General features: G+C 71.0%; 1 protein-coding gene. It reads left to right on the top strand.

Annotated elements, in window-relative coordinates:
- Positions 1–1,068 (top strand): DUF6861 domain-containing protein (locus FH061_RS30825; RefSeq protein ID WP_225984989.1); only part of this gene is annotated, 1,068 nt, incomplete at both ends.

Here is a 1,068-nt window from a genome sequence, read left to right as displayed (position 1 = left end):
ATCTGGAGCGGCCTGTGGGAAGTGCTGGCCGAATCGGCCATGTACCTGGGCGGCGGCATCGTCATCGGCGGCGCAGGCGGCGCCGCGCTCGGTTTCTTTGCCGGCGGCGGCGGTGCCGTGCCCGGCGCCATGGCCGGCGCCTCGGTCGGCCTGCAGGTGGCCGGCTACGTCATGACGCTGATGGGCTTGCCGGCCCTGGTCGAGGGCATCAGCGACGCCGCGGTAGAGGTGGCCAGGGCCTATGGCGGCGGCTTTGCCCATGGCTGGCAGGCCGGGCGCCAGCGGCCCGAGGATGCGGCGGCTTATGCGCACCACATGCAGCAGGCGGTGGAGAACTTCGCGCGCGGCCATGTGATGCTGGTGCGCGCCCTGCTGCGCTCCATCGTGCTGGTATTGCTGCGCGGCGGCGCCGGCAAGGCGCGCCTGCTGGGCGAGCTGGGCAAGAGCCGGCTGGGGCCGGGTTTCGGCAGCTGGCTGCAGGCCCATGAAGCACGCCTGCTCAAGCATCCGGCCCTGCAGCCGCCGATCAAGGCGGAAGCGAGAACGCCGGCAGTCCCGCCGCCGCCGGCAAAGACCAGCAAGCCGGCACCGGAGCCCGACGCCGCCACGCCGGCCAAACCGGTCAAGCAGGGCGAAGGCCTGGCCTGCAAGAGCTGCGTGGAGGTCGGCAAGCCGGTCAATCCCCTGTTCGGCTGCAAGCTGCTCGAAGGCGACACCGAACTCGACTTCGACCTGCCGGCGCCCCTGCCGCTGCCCTGGCAGCGCACCTACTGCTCCGACAACCCCCATGCCGGCTGGCTCGGACAAGGCTGGAGCCTGCCGATCTCGCTGGCGCTCAGGCTCGACGGCGACGACGTCGTGGTACTCGATCCCCAGCGGCGGCAGGTGACGTTCTCGCAGCCGGCCATCGGCGCCTCCATCCATTCGCCGTATGAACAGATCACTCTGCATCGCCAGAGCGAAGCCCGCTATGCGCTGGCCGACCGCGACGGCCTGCGCCATGTCTTCGAGCGCCATGGCGACGGCCGCCAGGCGCGGCTGGTGGAAATGCGCAATGCCAACCACCTG

The organism is Noviherbaspirillum aerium (assembly GCF_008929045.1).
Taxonomy (GTDB): domain Bacteria; phylum Pseudomonadota; class Gammaproteobacteria; order Burkholderiales; family Burkholderiaceae_D; genus Noviherbaspirillum; species Noviherbaspirillum aerium.
This window is presented reverse-complemented; position numbering and strand designations above follow the sequence as displayed.